Origin of the sequence: Litorihabitans aurantiacus (assembly GCF_030161595.1) — a bacterium.
GTDB classification, from domain to species: domain Bacteria; phylum Actinomycetota; class Actinomycetes; order Actinomycetales; family Beutenbergiaceae; genus Litorihabitans; species Litorihabitans aurantiacus.
Genome location: NZ_BSUM01000001.1, coordinates 1,063,422 through 1,079,507 on the forward strand (window position 1 = coordinate 1,063,422; position 16,086 = coordinate 1,079,507).

Sequence of the window (16,086 nt, forward strand, 5' to 3'; positions counted from 1 at the left end):
GCGCTCCCCGCACCTCACGGGGACCGTGCTGAGCGGGCTGCGGGGCGTGCGGCTGCTCGACGACGGCGTGGCCGACGTGCGAATCGCGGGCGCGGTCGTCGTCGACCCGTCCGGTGCAGGTGACGCGGCGGGGAAGTCGGCGGGCGTGGTCCTCGACGCCACGAGCTGGCGCCTCGTGCCTGGTCCCGTCGAACCGCACGCGCACCTCGACAAGGCCTTGACCGCCGGCCGCATCCCGCCCGGCGCCGGGCTCGACCTCGTCGGCGCCGTCGAGAGCTGGCGGGCCCTGGCGCCGGGCATCGACGCCGCCGACGTGCGCCACCGCGCGCTCGCGGCGCTGCGCCGCTACCTCGCGCGCGGGTTCACCGGTGTGCGCACCCACGTCAACCTCGACGCCGGCGGCGACCCGCTCGCGGCCGTGCGCGTGCTCGTCGGGCTGCGCGAGGAGCTCCGGGAGGTCCTCACGCTGCAGGTGTGCCTGCTCCCAAGCGAGCGCGCCGACGACGCGCTGATCCGCGACGCGATCGCCCTCGGGCCGGACGCGCTCGGCGGCTGCCCGCACCTGGCCGCCGACCCGCGCGCCGAGACCGGTCGGTTGCTCGACCTGGCGCAGGAGAGCGGGCTCCCGCTCGACCTGCACACCGACGAGCAGGTCGATCCCGGCAGCCTCGACCTGCTCGACCTCGCGCACGAGGTGCTGCGGCGCGACCTGCGCACCCCGGTGACCGCCAGCCACTGCGTGCGGCTCGGATCGCTCGAGCCCGCGCGGCTGGCGGAGGTGCTCGACGTCGTCGGGCGGGCGGGCGTCGCCGTCGTCGGCCTGCCGCAGACCAACCTCTACCTGCAGGGGTGGGACGCGACCCACCTCGTGCCGCGGGGCATCACCGCGGCGCGCGCGTTGCTGGACGCCGGCATCACCTTCGGCGCGGGCGGCGACAACCTGCGCGACCCCTTCAACCCCGTCGGCCGCGCCGACCCCTTCGAGACCGCGTCGCTGCTCGTCGCGGGCGCGCACCTGAGGCCGCGCGAGGCGCTGGACGCCGTCACCGCGGGCGCTCGGGCGGCGACCGGGATGCCCGTGGCGGGCACCGACACCGGGGACGAGGCCAGCTTCGTGCTCGTCCCGGACTCCGACCTCGGCGACGTCGTCGCCGGGACGCACGACGCGCGCGTCGTCGTGCACCGCGGACGCGTGGTGGCCGACACCCGCGTCGCCTCCAGCCTCGCGCTCGACACCACGCACCCGACCCCCACCCCCGGAAGGTGACCATGGCCGCCACCGCACCCGTCCACCCGCCGGTCGCGGGCGAGCAGACGCTCGTCCTCGACGGCGTGGACAAGACCTTCGACACGGGGACGGCCGCCCTGACCGACGTCTCCCTCACGATCGCCCCGGGCGAGTTCGTCTCCGTCGTCGGCCCCTCCGGCTGCGGCAAGTCCACCCTGCTGCGCCTGGCCTCCGGGCTCGAGAAGGTCACCGGCGGCGGGATCACCGTCGACGCGTCCGCCACCAGCTACGTCTTCCAGGAGCCGACGCTCCTGGAGTGGCGCAGCGCCCAGCGCAACGTCGAGCTCGTGCCCGAGCTGCGGGGCGTCCCCGCGGCCGAGCGTCGCGAGCGGGCCGCGCAGGCGCTCGCGCTGGTCGGGCTCGAGGGGTTCGAGAGGCAGCACCCCCGGGCGCTCTCGGGCGGGATGCGCATGCGCGTGTCGATCGCCCGCGCCCTGGTGGCCGAACCCGACCTCGCGCTCTTCGACGAGCCGTTCGGCGCCCTCGACGAGATCACCCGCCTCAAGATGCAGACCGAGCTGCAGCGCCTGTTCGCGCTGAAGCAGTTCGCCGGCCTCTTCATCACCCACTCCGTCTCGGAGGCCGTCTACCTGTCCACGCGGGTGCTCGTGATGAGCGGCCGTCCCGGCCGGATCGTCGCGGACGTCCCCATCCCGTGGTCCTACCCCCGCCCGCCCGAGCTCCGCTACGAACCGGAGTTCGGCGAGATCGCCGGCGCCGTCTCCGCCGCCCTGGGAGAGCACTCGTGACCGACACCGCGACCCCCGCGACCACCACGTCCACGCGCCCGGCACCGGGCTCGACGCCGTCGCCCGCCCCGGGTGCGAGCCCGACGGCGACCACCCCCGCCCGCCGCCGTCGCGGCCCGTGGTGGCGCACCGTGCTCGCCAAGGCGGCCCCGATCCTCGCGGCCCTCGGCGGGATCGTGGCGGTCTGGTACCTCGTCTCGCTCGTCGTGCTCGAGCCGAGCCGCCGGTTCCTGCTCCCGCCGCCGCACGAGGTGCTGCGCAACACCCTCGGCAACCCGCAGGTCATCGACCCGATGCTCGACGCGCTCGGGCAGACCGTGATGGTCGCCGTCTCCGGGCTGACGATCGCCGTCGCGCTCGGGATGGGCTGGGCGATCGTCATGTCGCAGTCGCGGTGGGCGGAGCGGATCCTCTACCCCTACGCCGTCATCCTCCAGACCATCCCGATCCTCGCCCTCACCCCGCTCATCGGGATCTGGATGGGGTACGGCTTCGGCGCGCGGATCGTGGTCTGCGTGATCATCGCCGTCTTCCCGATGATCGCCAACACCCTGTTCGGCCTGCAGTCGGCCACCGCCGCCGCTCACGACCTGTTCACCCTCAACCGCGCCACGCGGTGGCAGCGGCTGACCCGGCTGCAGCTGCCCGCGGCCGTGCCCGCGATCTTCACCGGTCTGCGCAACGCCGCGGGCCTCAGCGTCATCGGCGCGATCGTCGGCGACTTCTTCTTCCAGCAGGGCAGCCCCGGCATCGGGGGCCTGCTGCGCACCTACACGCTGCGGCTCAGCATGGACTCGCTCTTCCTGGCGATCATCCTCACCGCCCTGTTCGGCGTGCTCGTCTTCTCGATCTTCGCGGCCCTCGACCGCGCCGTCGTCGGCCGGCTCTTCGGCTCCACGACGCGCTGAGAGCCCCTCGGCCCGCGTCCGCCACAGCTCGCCCCGCCCCACGCAGCACCACGCCCGCCCCACCCGCCCCACGCACCCCACGCACCCAGGAGCTCTCGTGACCCTCAGCACCACCCTGCGCCGCTCGTCGCTGCGGCCCGCGGCCGCCGTCCTCGCCGCCGCCGGACTCGCCTTCACGCTCGCCGCCTGCGGTTCGGCGGACGCCGAGAACGCGGCCGCCGAACCCGCCGGTGACGCCGCCGAGACGGGCGGTCCGCTCGACCTCGCCGACGTGTGCCCCTCGACCGTCGTGCTGCAGCAGGACTGGCAGCCGCAGGCCGAGCACGGGTCGATGTACAACCTCGTCGGCCCCGACTACACGATCGACGCCGACGCGAAGTCCGTAACCGGTTCGCTCGTCGTCGACGGCACCGACACCGGGGTCGACGTCGAGGTGCGCCCCGGCGGGCCGAGCGTCAACTTCCAGCCGGTGCCCGCCCTCATGTACCTCGACACCGACATCATGCTCGGCGCCGTCACCACCGACGTCGCGATCGTCTCGGCGGCCGATCAGCCGGTGGTCGCCGTCGCGTCCCAGCTCACCTCGAGCCCGCAGATCATCATGTGGGACCCCGAGACGCACGACGGCGCGACCACCATCGAGGAGGCCGCCGCCGCGGGCGACCCGCTCGTGACCTCCGGCGAGGTGATCCCGGCACTGCTCGAGTCCCAGGGCATCATCACGCAGTCGCAGATCGACACGAGCTACGAGGGCACGCCGCAGCGCTTCGTCTCCGACCCCGCGATCCTGCAGCAGGGGTTCGCGACCGCGGAGCCCTACATCTACGAGAACGAGATCGCGCAGTGGGGCAGGCCCGTGGGGTTCCAGCTGCTCTCGGAGGTCGGCTTCGACGTCTACCCGCAGGCGCTGACGGCGCGCGAGGCGACGATCACGGAGGAGGCGGACTGCCTCGCGAAGCTCGTGCCGATCATGCAGCGCTCGCAGCTGGACTACCTCGAGGACCCCACCGCCACGAACGAGCTGATCGTCGAGCTCGTGGAGGCCTACGCGACCGGGTGGACGTACTCCACCGAGGTGGCCGACTTCTCGGTGCAGCAGCAGCTCGCGCTCGACATCGTGCGCGACGACGAGGCCAGCGGGGTGTTCGGCCAGCTCGACCCCGACCGGATGGCGCAGGTCGTGACCGACTTCGGCGAGATCCTGCTCGAGGCCGGCACCATCGCCGACGCGGACATCGACCCGACCTCGCTCTACACGAACGAGTTCATCGACACCTCGATCTCGATGGGGGAGTGAGCGTGCCGGCACCCCGCTTCATCGACCTGACCGGCCCCGAGGTCGCCGCCCTGCCGGTGGACACCGTCGCGGTGCTGCCGCTCGGTGCCATCGAGCAGCACGGTCCGCACCTGCCGGTCTCGACCGACTACGTCACCGCCACCGAGGTGGCGCAGGCCGCGGTGGCCGAGGTCGCCGAGCACGGCGGCGCGAGTGTCGTGCTGCTGCCCGGCCTCGCCTACACGAAGTCCGACGAGCACCACTGGTCGCCCGGCACGATCTGGCTGTCGTGGGAGACGCTGATGGCCACGCTGGTGGACATCGGCCGCTCCCTGCAGACCAGCGGCATCACCCGCCTGGTGTTCGTCAACGGTCACGGCGGCAACTCGGCGCTCGGCCAGGTGGCGTGCCGCGAGCTGCGCCGCCGGTTCGGCCTGCGGACGTTCTTCGCCCACCTGGGCGGGCCGCCGCCCGACCAGCGCGCCCGACCCACCGCCGGCGGCGAGATGGGCCTCGGGATCCACGGCGGTCACGCCGAAACCTCGCTCATGCTCCACCTGCGACCCGAGCTGGTGCAGATGGACCGGGCGGTGCGCCGCGTGCCGGAGCACCTGGCGACCTACGAGCTCGTCGGCTTCGGCAAGCCCGTGTCCTTCGGCTGGCTCTCGGACGATTTCGGACCGGACGGCCACATCGGGGACCCGACCACCGCCACCGCGCAGGAGGGGGCGGAGCGGTTCGCCGCCGCCGTCGCCCACGTGGCGGCGGCCGTGGTCGAGGCGGCACGCTTCGACCCGGCGCCGCCGGCCTGAGCCGCCGGGACGGGGCGCCCGAGTGCTGGGCGCCCCGTCCCGGGTGGGGCGGCCCTCGCTACGGTGCCGACATGACTCGACCCCAGGGCGCCCACCTCGTGGGCAGCGTGAACTACGACGACGCCGAGACCACGATCCGCACCGCGGCCGAGGTGCTGGGAGGCCGGCTGCGACGCATCCCCGACGGCGAGGTCGGACGCCGGTTCCACTGGATCATGTTCCAGACCGACGTCCTGTCCGAGGCCGAGGGCATCGAGCGCGTGGGGGACGAGCCGATCCCGCTCGGCGCCTGGCACGACTTCCGTCCGCTGCGCATCGTGGAGGGCGTCGCCGCGGACGAGCTGCGGCTGCCGCCGCTGGGCTACGCCGAGGCCGCCGTCGAGTCGTACGCGATCTTCGCGCGGCTGCGGCGGGAGGGTGCCGTGGCTGCGGGTACCCGGTTCCAGGTCTCGCTGCCCACGCCCGTGGCGATCGTCTCCGCCTTCTTCCATGGCGAGGACCGGGCGGCCTTCGAGCCCGTCTACACCGCGGCGATGCTGCGCGAGCTCGACGTCCTCACCGCATCGATCCCGCAGCAGGACCTCGCCCTCCAGTGGGACGTGTGCTCCGAGCTCGGCATCGTCGAGCGGGCCGGCTACGGCACGGCCCTGCAGCACTGGTGGGAGGGCGATCCCTTCGACGGCCTCGTCGCGCGCGTCGCCGCGCTGCTCGACGCAGTGCCGGCGGCCGTCGAGGTCGGCGCCCACTTCTGCTACGGCGACGTCGCCGAGACGCACTTCGTCGAGCCCGAGGACACCGGCGTGATCGTGCGGTTCGCGAACGCCGTCCTGGCGAGCTCGGCGCGCGGGCTGACGTTCGCGCACCTGCCCGTGCCGATCGACCGCGACGACGCCGCCTACTTCGCGCCGCTGGTCGGTCTCTCGCCGGTGGGGGAGCTCTACCTGGGGCTCGTGCACCGCCAGGACGGGCTCGAGGGCGCGCAGCGACGGATCGCCGCCGCCCAGCAGCACGTGCAGGACTTCGGCGTCGCGACCGAGTGCGGGATCGGTCGCGCCCCCGCAGGCACGACGGAGGGGATCCTCGCCACCCACGCGGCGGTGGCGACGGCGTGGTGAGGTGACGCGCCGCCGTCGCCCTCAGGCGTGCCGGATGCAGCGCGACGCCGTCGGGCGCGCCTCCAGCCGACCGGCACCGACGGCCTCGCCGCAGACCTCGCAGCGGCCGTAGGTGCCGGCGGCCACGCGCGCGAGCGCGACGTCGATCTCCGCGAGCTGCGCCCGGGCGCGCGCCGCGAGGGCGCGCAGCTGCTCGCGCTCGAACGCGATCGTGGCGCCCTCGGGATCGTGCTCGTCGTCGGTGTTGGCGCCCTGCGCGGCCTCGACGACGTCCGCGACGCCCGCCCCGAGGGCCGTCAGCCGTCGCAGCGTCTCGGCACGGAGCGCCGCCAGAACAGCCGGTGCCGCCGGCGCCGCCGGGTCGACCCCGGCGGCGCCCGCCCCGGCCGGACCCGGCGCGTCCTGCGCGCCGGTCACGGCACCGTGTAGCCCGCCGCGCGGAAGAGCTCGTACCACTCGGCGCGCGTGAGCGGCAGGTCGGAGCCCTGCGCGGCGGCGGTCACGCGCTCCGGCGTCGTCGTCCCGAGCACGACCTGCATCTGCGCGGGGTGGCGCGTGATCCAGGCGACGGCGATCGCCTCGGCCGGGACGTCGTACTTCTCCGTCAGCCGGTCGATCACGGCGTTCAGCTCGGGGTAACGGTCGGACCCGAGGAAGGGGCCGTCGAAGAACCCAGCCTGGAAGGGCGACCACGCCTGCAGCGTGATGTCGTGCAGCCGGGCGTGGTCGAGCAGGCCGAGGTCGCGGTCGATCGACTGGTCCAGCCCCTGCATGTTGGCCGCGACGCCCTGCGCCACGACCGGGGCGTGCGTGATCGACAGCTGCACCTGGTTGGCCACGATCGGCTGCGACACGTGCCTGCGGAGCAGGTCGATCTGGCCCGGCGTCTGGTTGGAGACCCCGAAGGCGCGCACCTTGCCCGCCGCGGCGAGCTCGTCGAACGCGCGCGCGACCTCCTCGGGCTCCACCAGGGCGTCGGGGCGGTGCAGCAGCAGGATGTCGATGTAGTCGGTCCCGAGGGCCTCCAGCGAGCCGTTCACCGACGCGATCAGGTGCTCGTAGGAGAAGTCGAAGTACGGGCCGTCGGGCACGATGCCGGCCTTCGTCTGGATGACGAGCTGCTCGCGCTCGGACGACGTCAGCCGCATCGCCTCGGCGAAGCGCCGCTCGCAGCCGTGCAGCGGCGAGCCGTACACGTCGGCGTGGTCGAGGAACGTGATGCCGGCGTCGCGGGCGGTCCCCACCAGGGTGCGCACCTCCTCGTCGGTCTTGTCCTGGATCCGCATGAGGCCGAGCACGACGTTCGGAACCACCAGGTCGGTGCCGGGCATGGGGAAGGTCTTCACAGCGCTGTCTCCTCGTCGAGTGGGCGAACCACCGCGGCGGTCGGTGCCGTGGCGACCGACCCCGTGGTCCTCCCACTGTAGGAGGCGTCCCACTGTAGGAGGCGTCGTCGCGGATCACCCCCACGGCTTCGTCAACTCGTGACGTCATCTTTACCCGCCGGACACGTGGCGCTCCTAGCGTCCGAGCAGACGTCGTGACCCGCACGCGTCCTGGCGAAGGGGCGGACCGCCTGTGCTCGAGCTCGTGGACCCGTTCCTCGGTACCGAGGCCACCGACCTCCCGCCCCGCACCGGGCTCGCCGCGACCTGGTGGTGGCCCAAGCCGCAGGTCGGCAACACCCACCCCGGCGCCACCCACCCGCTCGGCATGGTCTCGGCCTGCGCCTACTCGGGCGCCTACCCCACGGGCTACGGCCGCTACGACCTCGGGACCGAGGGCCTGCCCGTCCCGCTGACCGACGAGCTGCGCGCCTCGGGCTTCACGCACTTCCAGCAGTCCGGCACCGGCGCCATCCGCAAGTACTACAACTACCTGCGCGTGACGCCGCTGCTCGCGCCGCTCGACGACCTGGGCCGCAGCTGGGAGATCGTCGAGGAGGAGGCGAGCCCGGGCTACTACCGGGCCGTGCTGGACAGCGGGGTCGTGGCGGAGCTGACCGTCGGGCCCAAGAGCGTCGTCCACCGCTACACGTTCCCCGAGCACCGGGACGCGCGGGTCGTCGTCGACCTCTCGGTCGGCGGGCTCGCGATCCCCTACGGCGAGACCGTCCCGCTGCGCGCCCACCTCGCCAACCTCGCCCCCGGGGTGGCGTGCGGCGAGATCGTCGTGGAGGGCGCACCGCTCGCGTTCCACCTCGAGTGCGACACCCCCGGCCTGCGCCAGCTCCTGTGGTACGACCGCCGCCTCATGCCCGGCGGCTCGCGCCTGGAGTTCTCGGACATCCGCCCCACCACCCTGCGCCCCTTCGGGGTGATGTGGGCCGGACCGACCACCGTCGGCCAGGTCGTGGAGCTGCGCATCGGCTTCTCGCTGCGGGGGACCGACCAGGCCGCCGCGAACCTGCGCGCGGACCTCGCGCCGTCGGTCCCCGCCGGGAGCAGCACGACGGCGACGGCGGCGCCCACCGCCGTCGTCACCGCGCCGCCGTCGGCGTTCGAGACCCGGTGGGCCGCGACGCGCCGGACCTGGGCCGACCACCTGGGGCGCGTCGAGGTCGAGGCTCCCACCCGCCGCCGCAGCATCATGGCGACGGCGCTTTACCACTCCCTCATCAAGCCGTGCGTGGCACAGGACGAGAGCCCGTTCTGGCCGACCGACGGACCGTTCGTCTACGACCTGTGCACGCTCTGGGACGTCTACCGCACGCAGCTGCCCCTGCTCACCCTGCTGCGACCCGACGCGAGCGTGGCGCTCGGCAACGCGCTGCTGCGGATCTGCGAGGAGGAGGGCAACTTCCCGATCGGGTACCGGATGGCGCGCGGGGCCGACCGGTTCTCGCGGCAGGGCAGCGCCCTGGCGCACACGCTCCTGGCCGACCTCAGCCAGCTCGACCTGCCCGGGATCGACTGGGACTGGGCGCTCGTGCACATGCAGGCGGACCTGCGCCGCACCTATGGCGAGGAGTACCTGCGCCAGGGCATCACCCACCCGGTCAGCCACACGCTCGACCTCGCGTTCGGCTACTGGTGCACCCGCGCCGTCGCGCTGCGGCAGGGCGACGGCGCGCTGGCCGCCGAGTCCGGGCGGCTCGCCGCCGGGTGGCCGGCCGCGTTCGACCCCGCGACCGGGCTCCTGCGCGCCTCGACCTTCTACGAGGGCGGGCCGTGGAACTATTCCTTCCGGCTGCTGCACGACATGCGCGCGCGCGTCGACCTCGCGGGCGGTGACGCCGCGTTCACCGCGATGCTCGACGAGTTCTTCGGGTACGGCGCCGCGCCCGTGGTGCAACCGGGCCTCGCGCCCGGCCTGGAGGAGATGGCCGCGGGCTACGCGCTGCACCGCTTCGAGGGCCTCAACAACGAGCCCGACATGGAGGCCCCCTGGGCCTACCTCTACTCCGGCAGGCCGGACCGCACCGACGAGGTCGTGCACGCGGGCGTCCACCAGATGTTCGGCACCGGCCGCGGCGGCCTCGCCGGCAACGACGACTCCGGCGGGCTGTCCTCCTGGTACGTCTGGGCCGCGCTGGGCCTGTTCCCCGTGGCGGGCCAGAACACGGTGCTGCTGCACGCGCCGTCGCACGCCTCCGCGAGCCTGACCGTCCCCGGCGGCCGGTTCGACGTCCTGACACGCAACTTCCGCGAGGGCGACGGCGACGACCCGCCGCCCCTGCAGCACATCGAGAGCGCCACGCTCGACGGCGTACCGCTGCTCGGCCCCTGGCTCTCGGGCTCGCGGCTGCACGCGGGCGGCGAGCTCGTCCTGACCATGTCCGACCGCCCCACCTCCTGGGGCACCACCCACCGACCGCCGTCCACCCCCGAGAGGTGACCGAGATGTCCGCACCCGTCCTCACCACCCTCAGCGCCGCCGAGCACGAGGCGCTGAACCGCTACCGGCGCCTCGTCATCGTGGTGCGCGCCGATCCAGTCATCTGCGGCCACTCCGTCGAGGCGCGCAACCTCGCCGAGGCCGCGCTGCTGCAGGGTTTCGAGGAGGTCACGATCCTCACGTGGCCGATCGACCGGCTCGAGGCCGCCGGTCTGCCGCTCAAACCGCTGGAGCGGGTGATGCCGTACTCGCCCGGCATCACGGTCGAGCGCCCGGACCCGGTGGGCGACTACCGCGTGCCGGACGGCCGGTGGCAGGCCGGCCTCGTGGGGCGGCTCGTGGAGCTGTTCACCGACGGCGTGCCCACGGTCTGCCTCTCGCTGTACCTGAGCCCGCACACCCTCGCGGTCACCGAGGCGGTCGACGCCGCGCGCCGCACGGGCCTGCCGGTCGACGTCGTGACGGTGGCCGAGGCGGTCGGCTCCGACATCACCAACGTCGTGCGCACCTGCGTGCAGCAGGGCCGGTTCGGCGCGGCCGCCCACGTGCTCACGTCCTACCTCGCCAGCGACGTCGTCGTGGCGGTCTCGGAGTACACCAAGGAGCTGATCGTGAGCTCGGCCGCCGAGATCGACGCGCGGCACGGCACGACGTTCGCCACCCAGGCGCAGGCCCGGGTGGCGATCTCCTACCCGGCGCTCGACACGGCGTCCTACACCGGCACGGACGAGGCCGACGTCGCCGCGGTGCTCGAGCGTCGCGGCCTCGCCGGCGCGCCCTACGTGCTGTTCCTGTCCCGCCTGACCGAGGCGAAGGGCGTCCCGGACCTCATCGCCGGCTTCGAGCGGTCGGAGGCGACGGCGACCGGCGACGTCCGCCTCGTCATCGCCGGGCGCGGACCGCAGGAGGAGGAGATCCGGGCCATGGCCGCGGCCTCGCCGCTGGCGGACCGCATCCAGGTCCTCACCGATGTCGACGACGCCGAGAAGCCGGCCCTCATGCAGGGGGCGGTCGCGTTCGTGCTCCCGACCCTGCCCCGGCCGGAGTTCGTGGAGACGTTCGGCATCGCCGTCGTGGAAAAGATGCTCGCGGGCGGGGGAGTGGTCGCCACCACGACGACCGGCGGGGTGCCCGAGGCGGTGGGCGACACCGCCAAGACGGTCGAGATCTCCGACCCCGACTCGATCGCGCAGGTGCTGACCGAGATCCTCGCGATGACGCCGGAGCAGCGCGCGGCGTGGGAGGAGCGGGCGCGCACGTACGCGCTGCAGTTCGACCGCGCCGAGGTGCTGCGCCGGATCCTCGTGCAGGTCGCGGCGCAGGTGGAGGGTCCCGCGGTCGCCGCCTAGAGGTCGTCGCCGACGGCGAACGTGTCGCAGGCGGTCAGCGTGCCCTGCGTCATCCCGGTCGTGAACCAGCGCTGGCGCTGCTCCGAGGAGCCGTGCGTCCAGGTGTGCGGCGAGACCTCGCCGGAGAAGGTCTCCTGGATGTGGTCGTCGCCGACGGCGGAGGCGGCCGAGAGCGCCTGGGCGACCTCGGCGTCCGTGGGTCGCTCGAGGTAGGCGTTGCCGTTCGCGTCGGTCGCGTCGGCGGCGCCACCCACCCACATCCCGGCGTAGCAGTCGGCCTGCAGCTCGAGCCGAACCGCGTCGGAGGTCGGGCCGGTCCCGCGGCGGTCGACCGCCGCCATCGTGCCCAGCTCGTTCTGGATGTGGTGGCCGAACTCGTGCGCGACCACGTACAGCTCACCCAGCGGGCCGCCGTCGGCGCCGAAGCGCGAGGTCAGCTCGTCGAAGAACGAGGTGTCGATGTACACGGTGGCGTCCGGTGGGCAGTAGAAGGGTCCGACGGCGGAGGTCGCGCCGCCGCAGCCGGTCGACACCTGCCCGGAGAAGAGCAGGAACTCCGGCAGCCGGTAGGCGATGCCCGCCTGGGCCGGGAGCGCGTCCTCCCAGTACGCGTCGAGCGACAGCGCCGTCGCGCTCATGCGGCAGTCGATCTCGCGGTTGGCCTGGTCGCCGCCCTCGAGGCACTCCACGTAGGAGTCCTCGCCCTGTCCGGGCTGGTACTGCGCCTGCCCCTCGCCCGTGAGGCCGGACAGGTCGACCTGCTGCCCGGTGAACAGCTGGAAGAGCACGACGGCGATGAGGCCGATGCCCCCGATCCCGCCGCCGACGGCGACCCCGCGGCGACCACCGCCGCGGCGCACGCGCCTGCTCGAGATGTCCGCGTCGCTGTTGAACGTCATGTGCCAGCCTCTCTCCGGTGCGTCATCGTAGGCGCGCCGTCGGGTCCCACGCCGCCGTAGGAGGTTTCCTACAGACGTCGCGTCGCTCGTTGGTGCGTGGCACCGCGTCGCCGCGCCCGCGCTCGCCCTCTACGGTTGTCGGGTGACCACAGCAGCCGTGACCCCGCGCCCCGCACCCCGCGTCCTCGCCGACCTCGTCGCCACGTCCCGCGTCCGCGACGTCGCGCTCGTCCTGGGCGGCACCGCATTCGTCGCGCTCGCGTCCCAGGTGCTCATCCCGCTCGGCTTCACCCCCGTGCCGCTCTCGCTGGGGACGTTCGGCGCGCTCGTCGTCGGCGCGGCGCTCGGCCCCGTGCGCGCGACGGCGTCGCTCGGCCTCTACCTCCTCGCGGGCATCGCGGGGGTCGGCTGGTTCGCGGAGGGGGCCTCGGGCTGGCAGTTCGCCTCCTTCGGCTACCTGCTGGGGTACGTGATGGCCGCCGCGCTCGTCGGCGGGCTGGCGCGGCGCGGCGGCGACCGCCGCCCGCTGGCGACCATCGGCCTCATGCTGCTCGGCGGCGCCGTGATCTACGCGGCCGGTGTGCCCTGGTTGATGGCGTTCCTCGGCGTCGACCTCGCCACGGCGCTGGGCCTCGGCGTCGTCCCCTTCCTGATCGGTGACGCGATCAAGGCGGTCGTGGCCGCGCTGCTCCTGCCGGGGTCGTGGGCCCTGGTGCGACGCCTGCGCGGCTGAGTCCGCCGGGCCGCACGTGGGCCACGACACCGCCGACCGACCCCGGGGCGCGCGGCGCGGCCCGTAGCATGGGGCCACGTGATCACCACCTCTGCGCTCGAGATCCGCATCGGCGCCCGCACCCTGCTGTCCGACGCGTCCTTCCGCATCGACTCGGGTGACCGCATCGGGCTGGTGGGCCGCAACGGCGCCGGCAAGACGACGCTGACGAAGATCCTCGCGGGCGAGGGCCAGCCGAGCGGCGGCCAGGTGGTCCGCAGCGACGACGTCGGCTACCTGCCGCAGGACCCCCGCACCGGCGACCCCGACGTGCTGGCGCGCGACCGGGTGTTCTCCGCGCGCGGGCTCGACGCCACCATCCGGAACATGCGGAAGGCCGAGGAGGTCATGGCGTCGGGCACCCCGACCGAGCGCGAGAAGGCCATGGAGCGCTACGGCCGCCTGGAGGCGACCTTCCTGTCCAAGGGCGGCTGGGCCGCCGAGGCCGAGGCCGCCACCATCACGAGCAACCTCGGTCTCCCGACCCGGGTGCTCGAGCAGCCGCTGCGCACGCTCTCGGGCGGTCAGCGCCGCCGCGTCGAGCTCTCCCGCATCCTGTTCTCGGGTGCGCAGACGCTCCTGCTGGACGAGCCGACCAACCACCTCGACGCCGACTCGATCGTGTGGCTGCGCGACTACCTGCTGGCCTACCCGGGGGCGTTCGTCGTGATCTCGCACGACGCCGACCTCCTGCGGGCCACCGTCAACAAGGTGTTCCACCTGGACGCCAACCGCGGCCAGATCGACATCTACAACCTCAAGTGGGACGCGTACCTGCAGCAGCGCGAGACGGACGAGAAGCGCCGCCGCCGCGAGCGCGCCAACGCCGAGAAGAAGGCCGCCACGCTGATGGCGCAGGCCGACAAGATGAAGGCGAAGGCGACCAAGGCCGTCGCCGCGCAGAACATGGCGCGGCGCGCCGAGCGCATGCTGTCGGGACTGGAGGAGGTCCGCGCCGTCGACCGCGTGGCCAAGCTGCGCTTCCCCGACCCCGCCCCGTGCGGGCGCACCCCGCTGCGGGCCAGCGACCTGTCCAAGACGTACGGATCGCAGGAGGTCTTCACGGGGGTGGACCTGGCGATCGACCGCGGCTCCCGCGTCGTGGTCCTCGGCCTCAACGGCGCCGGCAAGACGACCCTGCTGCGCATGCTCGGCGGTGTCGAGAAGCCCGACACCGGGCAGATCGAACCGGGTCACGGTCTCAAGATCGGCTACTACGCGCAGGAGCACGAGACGCTCGACACGTCCGCCACGGTCGTGGAGAACCTGCGCCGCAACGCGCCCGACCTCACCGACACGCAGGTCCGCAGCGTGCTGGGCTCGTTCCTGTTCTCGGGGGACGACGCCGACAAGCCGGCCGGCGTCCTGTCCGGCGGCGAGAAGACCCGCCTGGCTCTCGCCGTCCTGGTGGTCTCGAGCGCCAACGTGCTGCTCCTGGACGAGCCGACGAACAACCTCGACCCCGCGAGCCGCGCCGAGATCCTCGGTGCGCTGAAGACGTTCACGGGCGCCGTCGTGCTCGTGACGCACGACGAGGGCGCGGTCGCGGCGCTCGAACCGGAGCGGGTGCTGCTCCTGCCCGACGGCGACGAGGACATGTGGAACGCCGGCTACGCGGAGCTCATCTCCCTGGCGTGACCCGCTCGACGTCGCGCGCGGCCCGCTCGGCCGCCTCCGCGGCGTCGAGCAGCGCGTCCTCCTCGTCCTCCATCGAGGTGCGACGACGACGCGCGGGCCGCCGCGCGCCGGACGGCGACGCACCGCCGTCGGCCCCCGCGCGCGCCTCCTGCGCCTCCTGCGCCAGCGCTGCCACCTCCGCGTCGCCCCGACGCTTGATGATGACCGCACCGACCGGCAGCGCGGCGCCGAAGAACCACCACTGCAGCGCGTAGGACAGGTGCGAGCGCAGGCTGGTGTCCGGATCGGGCAGCCCACCGAGCACCCCGCTCGGCGGCGGATCGGTGATCATGCCGTAGGCGCTCTCGACGAGCTCGCCGTCGAGGTCGCCCGCCGCGAGCCCCGACTGCTCCAGCACGCTGACCGGGTGGACGCGGAACACCTCGCCGGCGGGGTTGGGGCGCGAGTCCAGGTCCTCCTGGGCCCGCAGGCGCACCTCGATGGTCGTCGGTCCGGAGCCGGGCACCTCCAGCGCGCCGTCGGGGACGACGTCGGTCTGCCGCCACCAGCCGCGGTCGACGACGAGCACCCGCGCGGGCGTCTCGTCGGTCCGGAAGAGGGCGAGCGCGTGGGACGCGTTCGCGTCCTGCACCGGCCGGTTGCGCAGCTGCACGCCGGAGGAGTCCACCCACTCACCGGTGACCGACGCGGTGCGCCAGACGTCGCCGGCTGCCAGGTCCTCGCCCGGCAGCAGCTCGGCCAGCGGCTCCGCCGGGCGGTCCAGGTTGTCGGTGATGAGGCCGACCTGGGCGGCGCGGTCGAGGTGCCGCTCCAGCTGCCACCACCCGAGCAGCGCGCACGCGACCATGCCGGCGACGACACCCAGGACCACCCCGACAGCGCGCCGACGCTCGGGCGTCACGAGCCGTCCGGGGCGTCGTCGTCGAGCGCCCGCACCTCGAGCGGGAAGGATCGCGCCGCGAGGAAGCCGCGCAGGTGGTCGAGGTGGTCGGGGCAGGCCGCCCACTCCTTGCGCCGGGTCGCGTCGTGGATGCGCGGGTTGCGCCACGCGATGACCCAGGCGGCCGACGCGGTGCAGCCCTTCGAGCTGCAGACGACCTCGGCCCTGTCGCCCGCGCGGACGGGCGCGCTCACGCGGTCCCGCCCGGGCGAGGGGGCTCCCACCGCGGCGTCGGCTCGTGGGGGAGGGCGCCGGTGTCGAGCAGGTTCGCGGCGTTGTCGGAGGCCCGGCGGCGCCGCCCCGCGTTGCCGATGACGACCGCGATGTAGGGCAGCACGACGGCGCCCGCGGCGAAGGTCCACCGCAGCCAGCCCTCGGTGAAGATGGCCGCGAAGAAGCACGCGACGCGGATGCCCATCATGATCGCGTACTGCATCGCGCGCCCCGAGACGTCCTGCCCGCGCGAGCGCTGGGCCGACGTGATCGAGGGGACCTGATCCATG

16 protein-coding genes are annotated in these 16,086 nt (G+C 73.8%); 10 read left to right on the plus strand and 6 right to left on the minus strand.

The genetic code is table 11. The annotated features are described in order from the left end of the window. Positions 1 to 25: 25 nt before the first annotated feature. From QQK22_RS04955 to QQK22_RS04980, 6 genes are all read left to right on the plus strand, one after another. The gene (locus tag QQK22_RS04955) at positions 26 to 1,267 is read left to right on the plus strand and encodes an amidohydrolase family protein (RefSeq protein ID WP_284249861.1); all 1,242 of its coding nucleotides are present in this window, start codon (positions 26 to 28) and stop codon (positions 1,265 to 1,267) included. Between the two features lie 2 nt (positions 1,268 to 1,269). Next, the gene (locus QQK22_RS04960) at positions 1,270 to 2,037 is read left to right on the plus strand and encodes an ABC transporter ATP-binding protein (protein ID WP_284252550.1); all 768 of its coding nucleotides are present in this window, start codon (positions 1,270 to 1,272) and stop codon (positions 2,035 to 2,037) included. Further along, positions 2,034 to 2,945 (plus strand): ABC transporter permease, encoded by a 912-nt coding sequence (locus QQK22_RS04965; protein WP_284249863.1) that lies wholly within the window; start codon positions 2,034 to 2,036, stop codon positions 2,943 to 2,945. Before QQK22_RS04960 ends, QQK22_RS04965 begins: the two co-directional genes overlap by 4 nt. Before the next feature lie 97 nt (positions 2,946 to 3,042). Next, the gene (locus QQK22_RS04970) at positions 3,043 to 4,242 is read left to right on the plus strand and encodes a substrate-binding domain-containing protein (protein WP_284249866.1); all 1,200 of its coding nucleotides are present in this window, start codon (positions 3,043 to 3,045) and stop codon (positions 4,240 to 4,242) included. Between the two features lie 2 nt (positions 4,243 to 4,244). After that, entirely contained in the window at positions 4,245 to 5,033 is a 789-nt protein-coding gene (locus QQK22_RS04975; protein WP_284249868.1) for a creatininase family protein, read from the plus strand. A gap of 71 nt (positions 5,034 to 5,104) precedes the next feature. Beyond that, positions 5,105 to 6,148, plus strand: coding sequence for a hypothetical protein (locus QQK22_RS04980; RefSeq protein ID WP_284249870.1), 1,044 nt, complete (start codon positions 5,105 to 5,107; stop codon positions 6,146 to 6,148). A gap of 21 nt (positions 6,149 to 6,169) precedes the next feature. On the opposite strand, the gene QQK22_RS04985 is transcribed toward QQK22_RS04980, so the two are convergent. Beyond that, positions 6,170 to 6,565, minus strand: a complete 396-nt coding sequence (locus tag QQK22_RS04985; protein ID WP_431310130.1) for a TraR/DksA family transcriptional regulator — start codon at positions 6,563 to 6,565, stop codon at positions 6,170 to 6,172. Continuing rightward, the gene (locus QQK22_RS04990; RefSeq protein WP_284249872.1) at positions 6,562 to 7,494 is read right to left on the minus strand and encodes an aldo/keto reductase; all 933 of its coding nucleotides are present in this window, start codon (positions 7,492 to 7,494) and stop codon (positions 6,562 to 6,564) included. Before QQK22_RS04990 ends, QQK22_RS04985 begins: the two co-directional genes overlap by 4 nt. A 232-nt stretch (positions 7,495 to 7,726) precedes the next feature. On the opposite strand from QQK22_RS04990, the gene QQK22_RS04995 reads away from it, so the two are divergent. Together QQK22_RS04995 and QQK22_RS05000 are read left to right on the plus strand one after the other, a co-directional pair. Beyond that, positions 7,727 to 9,985, plus strand: coding sequence for a glycoside hydrolase domain-containing protein (locus QQK22_RS04995; protein ID WP_284249874.1), 2,259 nt, complete (start codon positions 7,727 to 7,729; stop codon positions 9,983 to 9,985). Positions 9,986 to 9,990: 5 nt separating this feature from the next. Then, positions 9,991 to 11,334 (plus strand): glycosyltransferase, encoded by a 1,344-nt coding sequence (locus tag QQK22_RS05000; protein ID WP_284249876.1) that lies wholly within the window; start codon positions 9,991 to 9,993, stop codon positions 11,332 to 11,334. Here QQK22_RS05000 and ypfJ read toward each other — a convergent pair. Then, the gene (ypfJ, locus tag QQK22_RS05005; RefSeq protein ID WP_284249878.1) at positions 11,331 to 12,233 is read right to left on the minus strand and encodes a KPN_02809 family neutral zinc metallopeptidase; all 903 of its coding nucleotides are present in this window, start codon (positions 12,231 to 12,233) and stop codon (positions 11,331 to 11,333) included. The two genes, QQK22_RS05000 and ypfJ, sit on opposite strands and share 4 nt — an antisense overlap. Before the next feature lie 142 nt (positions 12,234 to 12,375). Here ypfJ and QQK22_RS05010 point away from each other — a divergent pair, with 142 nt between their 5' ends. Both QQK22_RS05010 and abc-f read left to right on the plus strand, forming a co-directional pair. Beyond that, positions 12,376 to 12,966, plus strand: coding sequence for a biotin transporter BioY (locus tag QQK22_RS05010; protein WP_284249881.1), 591 nt, complete (start codon positions 12,376 to 12,378; stop codon positions 12,964 to 12,966). 78 nt (positions 12,967 to 13,044) lie between these two features. Further along, a complete protein-coding gene (gene abc-f / locus QQK22_RS05015) occupies positions 13,045 to 14,643 on the plus strand; it encodes a ribosomal protection-like ABC-F family protein (RefSeq protein WP_284249883.1) in 1,599 nt (532 codons plus the stop codon). On the opposite strand, the gene QQK22_RS05020 is transcribed toward abc-f, so the two are convergent. The 3 genes from QQK22_RS05020 to QQK22_RS05030 are packed head-to-tail and all read right to left on the minus strand — an operon-like array spanning position 14,627 to position 16,085. Continuing rightward, positions 14,627 to 15,544: an SURF1 family protein gene (locus QQK22_RS05020; protein WP_284249885.1), complete on the minus strand. Its 918-nt coding sequence runs from the start codon at positions 15,542 to 15,544 to the stop codon at positions 14,627 to 14,629. The genes abc-f and QQK22_RS05020 overlap by 17 nt on opposite strands. Beyond that, positions 15,541 to 15,777 carry a hypothetical protein gene (locus QQK22_RS05025; protein ID WP_284249887.1) on the minus strand — a complete coding sequence of 79 codons (237 nt, stop codon included), beginning with the start codon at positions 15,775 to 15,777 and terminating at the stop codon, positions 15,541 to 15,543. The genes QQK22_RS05020 and QQK22_RS05025 overlap by 4 nt, the downstream gene beginning before the upstream one ends. Further along, positions 15,774 to 16,085, minus strand: a complete 312-nt coding sequence (locus tag QQK22_RS05030; protein ID WP_284249889.1) for a DUF3099 domain-containing protein — start codon at positions 16,083 to 16,085, stop codon at positions 15,774 to 15,776. Before QQK22_RS05030 ends, QQK22_RS05025 begins: the two co-directional genes overlap by 4 nt. Position 16,086 lies beyond the last annotated feature (1 nt).

Bases quoted from the DNA above. Each gene is read 5' to 3' on its own strand.
- QQK22_RS04960 (WP_284252550.1), top strand. From the start codon at position 1,270: ATGGCCGCCACCGCACCCGTCCACCCGCCGGTCGCGGGCGAGCAGACG.
- ypfJ (WP_284249878.1), bottom strand. From the start codon at position 12,233: ATGACGTTCAACAGCGACGCGGACATCTCGAGCAGGCGCGTGCGCCGC.
- QQK22_RS05000 (WP_284249876.1), top strand. From the start codon at position 9,991: ATGTCCGCACCCGTCCTCACCACCCTCAGCGCCGCCGAGCACGAGGCG.
- QQK22_RS05030 (WP_284249889.1), bottom strand. From the start codon at position 16,085: ATGGATCAGGTCCCCTCGATCACGTCGGCCCAGCGCTCGCGCGGGCAG.
- QQK22_RS04980 (WP_284249870.1), top strand. From the start codon at position 5,105: ATGACTCGACCCCAGGGCGCCCACCTCGTGGGCAGCGTGAACTACGAC.